The 9,735-nt window shown below is 70.1% G+C and carries 8 protein-coding genes and 1 pseudogene; 4 read left to right on the top strand and 5 right to left on the bottom strand.

Going from position 1 to position 9,735, the window contains the following annotated elements:
• Position 1: 1 nt before the first annotated feature.
• The 3 genes from ABTY62_RS00590 to ABTY62_RS00580 form a co-directional block, all read right to left on the bottom strand.
• A complete protein-coding gene (locus ABTY62_RS00590) occupies positions 2–1,216 on the bottom strand; it encodes an aromatic ring-hydroxylating oxygenase subunit alpha (RefSeq protein ID WP_352127111.1) in 1,215 nt (404 codons plus the stop codon).
• Positions 1,217–1,593: 377 nt separating this feature from the next.
• Complete coding sequence (locus ABTY62_RS00585; protein WP_352127110.1) at positions 1,594–2,835, bottom strand: NAD(P)/FAD-dependent oxidoreductase; 1,242 nt, start codon at positions 2,833–2,835, stop codon at positions 1,594–1,596.
• A 548-nt stretch (positions 2,836–3,383) separates the two neighbouring features.
• Positions 3,384–3,542 carry a hypothetical protein gene (locus ABTY62_RS00580; protein ID WP_352127464.1) on the bottom strand — a complete coding sequence of 53 codons (159 nt, stop codon included), beginning with the start codon at positions 3,540–3,542 and terminating at the stop codon, positions 3,384–3,386.
• On the opposite strand from ABTY62_RS00580, the pseudogene ABTY62_RS00575 reads away from it, so the two are divergent.
• Together ABTY62_RS00575 and ABTY62_RS00570 are read left to right on the top strand one after the other, a co-directional pair.
• A pseudogene (locus ABTY62_RS00575) lies at positions 3,489–4,340 on the top strand (carboxyltransferase domain-containing protein); the annotation flags it as partial. The gene ABTY62_RS00580 and the pseudogene ABTY62_RS00575 sit on opposite strands and share 54 nt — an antisense overlap.
• Positions 4,341–4,668: 328 nt before the next feature.
• The gene (locus tag ABTY62_RS00570) at positions 4,669–5,739 is read left to right on the top strand and encodes a hypothetical protein (protein ID WP_352127109.1); all 1,071 of its coding nucleotides are present in this window, start codon (positions 4,669–4,671) and stop codon (positions 5,737–5,739) included.
• Between the two features lie 116 nt (positions 5,740–5,855).
• Here ABTY62_RS00570 and ABTY62_RS00565 read toward each other — a convergent pair whose 3' ends face one another.
• Complete coding sequence (locus ABTY62_RS00565; protein ID WP_352127108.1) at positions 5,856–6,521, bottom strand: TetR/AcrR family transcriptional regulator; 666 nt, start codon at positions 6,519–6,521, stop codon at positions 5,856–5,858.
• A gap of 81 nt (positions 6,522–6,602) precedes the next feature.
• Between ABTY62_RS00565 and ABTY62_RS00560 the strand changes: the two genes are divergently transcribed.
• Together ABTY62_RS00560 and ABTY62_RS00555 are read left to right on the top strand one after the other, a co-directional pair.
• Positions 6,603–8,030: an FAD-binding oxidoreductase gene (locus tag ABTY62_RS00560; protein ID WP_352127107.1), complete on the top strand. Its 1,428-nt coding sequence runs from the start codon at positions 6,603–6,605 to the stop codon at positions 8,028–8,030.
• Positions 8,031–8,039: 9 nt separating this feature from the next.
• The gene (locus ABTY62_RS00555) at positions 8,040–8,669 is read left to right on the top strand and encodes a TetR/AcrR family transcriptional regulator (protein ID WP_352127106.1); all 630 of its coding nucleotides are present in this window, start codon (positions 8,040–8,042) and stop codon (positions 8,667–8,669) included.
• Positions 8,670–8,745: 76 nt separating this feature from the next.
• Here ABTY62_RS00555 and ABTY62_RS00550 read toward each other — a convergent pair whose 3' ends face one another.
• Positions 8,746–9,696: an NADP-dependent oxidoreductase gene (locus tag ABTY62_RS00550; RefSeq protein WP_352127105.1), complete on the bottom strand. Its 951-nt coding sequence runs from the start codon at positions 9,694–9,696 to the stop codon at positions 8,746–8,748.
• Positions 9,697–9,735 lie beyond the last annotated feature (39 nt).

The raw sequence follows: 9,735 nt of genomic DNA, 5'->3' as shown, positions 1-9,735 counted from the left end.
TTCACCCCTGGGCCGCGGCGGAGTCGACGGGGTGGGCGGAGCCGGCGCTCGGCGCGGCGTCGGAGCCGTCCGCGGGGTCCGTGGTCTCGGCCGCCACCCAGGCGTCGATCTGGGAGACGACCTCCTCGTCGAGGGAGAGCTGCCCGGGGGCCCACATCGGGTTCGACAGACCGCGGTGGGTGCGCTCGCACATCTCCCAGTCCTCGTAGTTCGCCTTGTCCCACAGCGCGAAGACGGCCTCGTGGGAGAAGTCGTCCTTGGCCGTCTCCGAGGGGTGGAAGAGCCAGAAGTGGCGCACGAAGCAGGTGCCGGGGCTCTCGGGCCAGACCCACTGCATCATCACGTAGTCGGCGGTGAACCCGAACAGCAGATTGGGCAGGATCGTGATCCAGTTGATCCGCTGCCGGTCCGCCTCGGGCACCAGGGGCATGGGGACGCGCCCGCTGCGCCCCGTCATGGAGACGGAGTTGAAGCCGCCGCGGATCGACTGCCAGGCGCCGACGATGTCGCCCTTGAGGTCGTAGGTGCCCGCGTCGTCGAAGTCGGTGATGCGGTGCAGGTCCTTGTGGGCCGTCGGGAAGTGCAGGCTCTCGTTGACGTTGTGCGCGACGAGCTTCCAGTTCGAGGCGACCGGATAGTCCTTGGCCTGCACACACTCCAGATCGGCCAGCTCGTAGACGCGCGCGAACTCGCCCAGCTCGCCCAGGGAGGCGTCGAGGTCCGGGGCGTCGTCGGAGAAGGCGATGAACACGACGCCGTAGCGGATCTCCGTGCGGATGGGCAGCAGCCCGTTCTTCTCCTTCTCGAAGAAGTGGTCGAAGTACGTGCCGTTGAAGCTCTTGAGTTGGCCGTTGCGGTCGTAGACCCAGCAGTGATAGAGGCAGACCAGGCTCTGCCGCTTCCCGGCGGCCTCCTCCACGAGCTTGTAGCCACGGTGGCGGCAGTAGTTGTGGTACGCCTGGATCCCGTTGTCCCCGTGCAGGAGGAGGACCGACCCGGTGCCGATGTTCAGGGTGCTGTAGGCGCCCTTCTGCTTGAGGCGGGACACATGGTCCACCGGGAGCCAGCGCCGGCCGTAGATGCGGGCCATCTCCCGCTGGTACTGCTCGTGGCCGGTGTAGAACTCGTGCGAACGACCGACGCCGCCGGTCTCGAAGTAGGGCCTCTGCTCGGACTGCTCGCTGATCAGGTGGAACATGCTGGGCGCGCGTGTCATCTGCTGGGCTCCCTCGGAGGGTGCGTGGAAGGCGGTGGCAACGTGCCGATGCCCTCGGGCCCGCGGGGCGGAGTGACCGCGGTGTCCGATGCCGCGGGAAGCACCCTCGCCGCCTGCGCGGTACGACGGCACAGGGCGGCCCGAGGAAGGGGAATGACGGAAAACACCGTGAGGTTGCTGCGGATCGACGGGGCAGCACCCGGAGCAGGACACCGCGCTTTCGGACGTCGCGGCGCCCGGGGAGCCGTGTGCGCGCGGAGGCGTGACGTACGGCTGCCGATGCTTTCTGTACGGAGTGCTTGGCGCGTCAGCCCGCGACGGCGGCTGCCACTCGCGGTCGTCGGGTCGACCGCCGGGCCGGTCGGCGGGCCTGAGGCTCAGCCGGCGGGGTCGTAGATCCGCTGGTCCTGCGGCACGCCGGCATCGTCGTAGAGGCGCTCAAGGGCGTCCGGGGCGTAGATCTCGTGGTCCTCGACGACGCCGCCGATCAGCCCGAGCATCTTGTTGGTCCACTCCTGGCTCTTGCTCATCGCGTCCATCGTGGCGCGGAAGAAGGGCGGTAGCTCGGTGAGTTCGCTCAGGGTGGTCGTGAAGTCGTAGACGCCGGAGCTCTCCTCGTCACGCACCTTGTTGTACTCGGCCAGTGCCTCCTCCATCGGACGCTCGCCCGCGAGCCCCTGGTGGATGCGGTCGGCCAGGATCTCTCCGTGGAGGAAGGCGTCCGTGATGCCCCACCCGGTGTAGGGGTCCTTGTGGTAACCGGCGTCGCCGACGAGGGCCCAGCCGGGCCCGTACGCGCGGCGATAGTAGTTGTCCGGGTAGCGCATGGGCCTGAAGTCCTCCTCCCGCCTGCCCTGGTCGCGCAGTTGGACACCCATCTCCGGATCCACGTCGTCGAAGACGGCCTGGAAACGTGTCTCCACGTCCTGGCGGAATTCCTTGAGCAGGCGCCGGGTGCCGATGATGGCCAGCATGTGCAGGCCGTCGTTGGTGGGCCAGGTGCCGAACCACTGCTCGTTGAAGCCGGCCTTGTGGTGCAGGCCCCAGTCGAGGCCGCTGTAGTACGAGTAGTAGATGAAGCCGGCGGCGGGGCGGACGTCGTACAGCTCGGCGCCGACCTTCTTGGCGACGGTGGAGTGGAACCCGTCGGCGCCGACGACCACGGTGGCGCGCAACTCGCGCTCCGGACCGTCACCGTCGCGTCCCCGGATGCCCACGACGCGGTCGTCGGCGAAGACCAGGTCGGTCACGGTGAATCCCTCGACGACCTCGGCGCCGGCCCGGCGGGCCGCGTTGACCAGGATCTCGTCGAGCACGGTGCGGCGCGGGCAGTACACCGCGTCGATGCCGCCCACGGGGTCGGCGAAGCCGTTGAGCTGGATCCCGCGATACGAGTAGTGCATCTTGTTCAGCGCCGGGGTCTTGGCGGCGATGATCTCGTCGAGCAGCCCCCACTCCTGAAGCCGCAGGAGCCCTGCCTGGTGGATGTAGTGCGTGGAGACGGTGTCGCTCGGGAAGGAGCTCCGGTCCACCACGAGTACCCGGTGCCCCTGTCGCGCAAGGAGCATCGCCAGCGGCGATCCGGCACAGCGGGCGCCTACAACTATGACGTCGTACACGTATTTCCCCCCATCATTAAGATTAGGTTTCCTTGCGGTAAACCATGCCTGCCGATGCGCCCTGGTCATTGGCGCATCGGCGATGAAAGGGAGGCTATGAGTATCGGCAACCGGTGGTCAAGACTTGGTCGAGATAAAGAAAGTGCAACGCACAGGCGGGGCGGTACCTGTTTCCATCGTCAGGCGGCGGAGGCTCGAGCAGCACCCCGCCCAGGGGCAGCATTTACAGCATTTACTCGAGGAAGCCAGTGTTGACGACAGGTGCCATAGGCCACGAATCCGGTCAATCAGCCACTCTTGGCTACGGCTTGACGCACACCAAGTGGGCAAACCGGAGGAAGCACTTCCGTCCAGAACATCGGACCTCTGCTCCGAATTACTCGGTTGAAGTAACCCTTGCAGTTAATAGATGAATTCTCGTCCAGCGCGGCCGAAAACTATTTCCTCGTTGAACGGTCTTGATTCTTCCGGGCCACGGGAAGCCGCGTCCGGACGCTCCACTCATTCGCCGGCGCGGGCCGACTCCCCACGGATGCGTCCGGCCCGGTTCACACCGCGCTGGAGCTCTCCAGGGAGCGGCCGAGAGTCTCGGGGGCCATGGCGAGGGAGACCAGAACGCCGATGATCGACCGCGCCGGGAGCCGCCCGCGGGACTGCTCGAGCTGGTCCCCGCGGCCCGCACCCTGTTCGTCGCGTACGACCCCCACGTCACCACCGGCGACGCCCTCACCCACACCCTGGCCGGCCGAGTGGCCGGGCTGAGCGGGAAGCGGGCCGCGGACGCCGGGGACGGGCTCGGCGTGCTGGACGTGCCGGTCCGCTACGACGGCCCCGACCTCGCGGCCGTCGCCGAACACACCGGGCTGTGCACCGCCGAGGTCGTCGCCCGCCACACCGCCCCCCTGTACACGGTGGCGTTCTCCGGGTTCGCTCCCGGCTTCGGATATCTCACCGGCACCGACCCGGCGCTGCGGCTGCCGCGCCGAGCCGAGCCGCGCACCGGGTTCCGGCCGGTGCGGTGGCAGGACGCGCTGACCCTGGCCAACCGTCTGATCGGCAACCCTGAGGGCGCGGCCACGTTGGAGGCCACCTTCGGCGGGCTGCGGCTGAGACTGCGCGCCCGCGGGCCCGGCGGCACCCCCTCCGTCCGCTATATGGCGCTCACCGGCGCACCCTGCCCGGCCCGGCTCGACGACGGCCGCACGGTCGCGCCGAACACGCCGATCGCGGTGTACGACGGCCAGGTCCTCGAACTGGGTGCGCCGCCCTCCGGGTTGCGCACCTACGTCGCCGTACGCGGCGGCATCGACGTCGAGCCCAGCCTCGGCTCCCGCGCCACCGACCTGCTCTCCGGCCTCGGCCCCGCACCGCTCACGGCCGGCGCCCTGCTCCCGGTGGGGGCGCCCGGCGGCCAGATGCCCGGCGCGGACCTGGCGCCCCGCGCCGCCCCTCCCCGCCCCGCCCCGCCCCGCCGGACGACATCACGCGACGACTGGTTCGACCCCGTCTCCGTGCGGACCCTGTACCGGCAGCCTTGGGAGGCCACCAGCCGCAGCAATCGAGTCGCCGACCACCCGGTCACCGGCGGCTATCCGGTGATCGGCGTGGCGCACGCGGCCGATCTGTCACTGGCCGGGCAGATAGGGCCGGGGGACGAGTGTGGTTCCGGCCCGAGTAGGGGGTCGGCGGTGTTTCTCAGGCCCGTGAGACAGAAGGGGCGGTATTGGCTGGTACGCCACTGCTGTACCTCGTGTTCCACATCTACGGTCTGGTGTCGATCAAGTCCTTGCGAGTTATGGCCAGTTGGGCCTCAATTGACTCAAGGAGCATCACATGACACAGAGCACCTTCCGGAGCCGGCGTACCGCCACGCTCCTCGTCGCGGCCGCCTCCCTGGCCGTCGGCCTGGTCGCGTCGCCCGCGAATGCCGCGACGACCTGGGAATCGCTACCGGTCCCCGCCACTGACGTGAACTTCTCGCTGCTGCCCTTCGACAGCCAGAACGCCTACGCCACGACGAAGACCTACTGCTGGGGCTGCACCTCCGTGGAGAAGCTGTGGCAGCGGTCCGGCAGCACCTGGAAGGAGCTGAAGCCGCCCACCGACGCCGCGTTGGGCACGTTGGCCGGTACTGGCCCCAACGACCTGTGGGCGATCGGCCGGAAGGACATCGGCTCCACTGTCTGGCATGTCCACCACTACGACGGCACCAAGTGGTCGTCCGACCTCAGCCCCGATACCCGGAACTTGGAGATTCTCGGCGCCGAGGCGGTCAGCAGAACCAGCCTGTGGGGCGCGGGCAACAACCGGAAGGACGGATGGACTCCGACCGTCACCCACTGGGACGGCCAGAGATGGAACACCACCACGTTCACCGGCATAGACGGAGGCTTCGACGCCATCGACGTGCGGTCCGAGAACGACATCTGGGCCGTCGGCTATCGCGACAAGGGCGGCGTCCCGGCCGACTACCAGCCGCTGGCCATGCACTACGACGGCACCAAGTGGAGCGAGGTGCCGGTTCCCGAAACGCCGGGCGAGATGAACATCCTGCGTACCGTGTTCAGCAATGGTCCGAACGACGTGTGGGTCGCCTCCGACAGCCACGTCTCGCACTGGGACGGCGCGACCTGGACGCGCAGGGACATCCCCTCCTCCGGCCGCGTCGCGTCGTTCGCCAACTACGGCGGTCAGATCTACGCCGGCGTGTGGGTTGACTTCAGCGGCGGCCCGAAGCTGCTGCGCTGGAGCGGCACTTCGTGGGTGGCCGACACCTCGCTCACCAACGGCACCACGGTCGGGCAGCTGGCCACGACCCCGGACGGCGCGCTGTACGCCCTCTCCCAGGGCGCCTCGTCCCCGTACAACTATCTCTCCCGCCTCGCCCCGCCGACCGCGCGCTGACCCGAAAGGTTTCAAAGGCTTCAAAGGCTTCACACGAGAGGAACCACCCATGGGCGACCTCCAACGGCCGGGCGCCGTTGGAGGCTTCGCCGGGCGCCGGCGTGGAGCTCATCCGGTCACAGTCCGTGCGTGGCGCGGAAGAACTGGTCGATCTCCCGGCGTCCGGGTGCGGGCTGGGACAGGGGCTCGGAGCCGGGGGCTCGCAGGCCGTCCAGGAGGACGCCCGTGTACCGGTCCGCCAGGTCGGAGACGGGTTCGTCGTCCGCCGAATCGGATGTGTGCCTCGGCGGGATGGAATTGAGCATCAGGACGATGTCGTAGGCGTTGACGTCGTCGCGCAGGACTCCCGCCCGCTGGGTACGGGTCACCAGGTCGTCCAGGGCGGCGAGGAGCTCGGTACGGACGGCGCTGAGTTCGGGCCCGGCGTCGGTGGCCCGTCCGCGGGACACGGGGAAGAGCTGGCTGCTGCGCAGCCGGGTCATGTGGCGTACGACCCGGCCGAAGGCGGTCCACGTGACCGGTTCCTCGGCCAGGGCGCGCCGGACCTGGGCCAGGCTCTCTCCCATCACCTTGATCGCGATGCGCTCGACCAGCACGGCCTTGTTCGGGAAGTGCCGATAGATCGTGCCCATGCCCAGGCCGGAGCGCTTGGCGACCTCCGCGATCGACGCCTGGTAGCCGAGGTCGGCGAAGACCTGCTGGGCGACATCGAGGATCTGCTCGACGTTCTGTCGGGCGTCGGCACGGAGCGGCCTGTCCGCCGGGGGTGTGGTCGGTGTCATTTGCTCACGATGTTAACCTCCGACAGGGTAATCGGAAAATCAATTTCCGGTTAGCATGACGCCCGCGTGAGGAGACCCCAGATGAGCGTCCCGACAGATTTCCGCCCGGACTTCCCCGCCGGCTTCCGCGGCCGGGTGCTGCGCCCCGGCGACGCCGGATACGACGCCGCATGCGCCGTGTACCAGGGCCGCGCCGCCGACGAGGGACCCGCGCTGATCGCCCAGTGCGCCGACGAGGACGATGTCGCCACCGTCCTGCGGCACGCTTCCGCCCGTGGCATCCCGGTCGCCGTGCGTGGCGGCGGACACGGCTCCGACGGGTACGCGATGCCCGGCGGCGCGCTGGTCGTCGACCTGTCGCGGATGAAGGCGATCACCGTCGATCCGTGGCTCCGGGTGGTGCGGGCCCAGCCGGGGGTCCTGCTGGGCGAGTTGGACGCCGCCGCCCAACGACACGGCCTGGCCGTACCCGCCGGCACGGTCAGCGAGACCGGGGTCGCCGGGCTGACCCTGGGCGGTGGTATCGGCCATCTGATGCGACGTTACGGCGCGACCGTCGACAACCTGCTGGCCTGCGAGACGGTCACCGTGGACGGCCGCAAGGTGCGCGCCGACGAGACCGAGAACCCCGAGCTGTTCTGGGCGCTGCGCGGTGGCGGCGGCAACTTCGGGGTCGTCACCGCGTTCGAGTACCGCGCGCACCCGGTCGGCCCCGATGTCGTGGCCGGGTACCTGATCTTCCCCTTCGACCAGGCCGCCGACATCCTCGGCAAGCTCCCCGCCCACATGTCCACGGCCCCGCGCGAACTGAGCATGCTGGCCGCCGTCACCCCCGCCCCCGCGCTGCCCGCGCTGCCCGAGGGGGCTCATGGCGAGCCGGTGCTCGTTCTCGTCCCCGTCTACTGCGGCGACCCGGAGCGGGCCGACGAGTTCATCGAGCCGCTCGTCGCGCTCGGCGACCCGCTGGCCAACCTGGTCACGCGGATGCCGTGGGTGCGGGCCAACAGCATGCTGGACGCCGGGGCTCCTTCCGGCAGGCGCATGAACCTGCGCGGCGGCTATCTCCCGGCCCTGTCAGCCGATGCCATCGAGGTCCTGCTGGCGAACTGGACCGCCGCGCCCCGCACCCCCGACGGCGTCACCACCGTGAACCTCTGGTGCATGGGCGGCGCGATATCCGAGGACACCGCCGAGGACGCCACCGCCTTCTCCCGCGAGGGCGCGGCCTGGCTGTGGGAGGCCATCAGCACCTGGGCGGCACCGGACCACGACATGCGGTACGACCAGTGGGCATCGGCCGTCGACGTGGCGCTGGAGCCGCTCTCGCTGAGCAACGGCTACACCAACCTCACCGACGACCGGGGTGCGGCGTGGCGCGGCGGAGTGCACGGCAGCCCGGCCAAGCACCGGAGGCTGCGCGCGGTCAAGGCCGCGTGGGACCCGGACAACCTGCTCCGCTTCAACAAGAACATCGCCCCCGCTGACACGGAGCCCGAGCCCGCCGGCTGAGCCGCCGTGATGAAATCTCCTGACGGCGACGGTGCGGCCGACCCCGAGCGTGCCGACGCCGCCCGCAACCGTGCCCGGCTGCTGGCAGCCGCCCGTCGCCTGATCGGCGAGCACGGTGCCGAGCGCGTGACCATGCAGGCGGTCGCGCGGGAGGCCGGTGTGGGCAAGGGCACCCTGTTCCGCAGGTTCGGCGACCGGGACGGTCTCCTGCTCGCTCTCCTGGAGGAGGCGGAGGCCGACTTCCAGGGCGCGTACACCTTCGGTCCGCCTCCGCTCGGCCCGGGCGCACCGGCGGCGGACCGGCTCACGGCGTTCGGCCATGCCTTGATCGATCGCACCGCCGCCACCACTGACCTGGGCGCCGCTCTGGGACGACGGCTCCTCCCCAGGCACCGCAACGCCTCCGAGACGGGCCGCGCCTTTCACCGTCATGTCTCGGCTCTCCTGCGGGACGCGGGAGTCGACGGCGACCACGACATGCTCGCCCACGCCCTGCTCGCCTTCACCAACTTCGAGACGGCGGACTATCTGGGCCAAGAGTGCGAGGTTCCCGTCACCCGCCTTCAGACGGCCTGGACGGAACTGGTTCGACGGGTGACCCGGCCGGATGACAGCACGGGCGGCGGCTCGCACGCCTGAGCCCGGCACAGCCGCCTGGCCCCGCTCGGTGCGATGGGGCCAGGCGGCTGTCGGCGAGGGGTGAAGTCCCTTTCCCCTACTGGCCGTCGACCCTGACGACGATCTTGCCGCTGGCCTTGCCCGCGGCGATGGTGGCAAGTCCATCGGCGGCCTGATCGAGGGGCAGGACGGTGGTGACCTCGACGGTCAGGGTGCCGGCGGCCGCCTGCTCGGCGAGCGGGGCGATGGTCTCGGCACCGGGTGCGGCGAAGACGCCGGTGCCGGTGAGGCCGGCGGCGGCGAGGGCCTCGGCGTCGGGTGCCGTCGTGGTGGTGGCGACCCTGCCGCCCTTGCGGACCGCGGCCAGGGGCACGTCCCCATTGGCGAACCCGGTGAGGTTCACCAGCGCGTCGACGCCCTCGGGGTGGACCGCCCTGATCTGGTCGACGACGGAGCCGGCCGTGAAGTCGACGACGGCCCTGGCGCCCAGCTTGATGAGCCGGTCGGTGTCGGCGGGCGTGCCGGTGGCCACGACCGCCGCACCGCGGGCGGCCAGCAACTGGACCGCGTAGGAGCCGACGCCGCCGGAGGCACCGTTGACCAGCACCATCTGTCCGGGCTCGGGGGCCACGGCGTCGACGACGGCCGCAGCGGCCGCGCCGGCCAGCGGGATCGCGGCCGCGGCGACGAAGTCGAGGTTCGCGGGCTTGACACACACGTTGGCGGCGGGCAGCACCGCGTACTCGGCGAGGACACCGGCCTGGATGGGCGCGACGAACGGGACGTGCCCGAGCACCTCGTCGCCGGGGGCGAGACGGTCGACGCCGGCGCCCACCCGCTCGACGACGCCGGAGGCGTCGCGGCCGAGTACGAGCGGGTACTCGTGCTGCGCCATGCCGGCCGTCATACCAGCCGCGATCATGTTGTCGATGGCGTTGAGACCGGCGGCCTTGATCTTGATCAGCACATGGCCGTCGGGGACCTCCGGGGTGGGTAGTTCGGCGAGGACGGGCTGCTCACCGGCGGCCGGGACGTGCAGTGCACGCATGACTTCTCCTGAATGTGTGAGTAATGGGGGTGGACGCGC

This window comes from Streptomyces sp. NPDC097640 (assembly GCF_040302705.1).
Lineage (GTDB): Bacteria > Actinomycetota > Actinomycetes > Streptomycetales > Streptomycetaceae > Streptomyces.
Note: the sequence above shows the minus strand (reverse complement) of the source record. Positions and strands in the feature narration are given on the sequence as shown.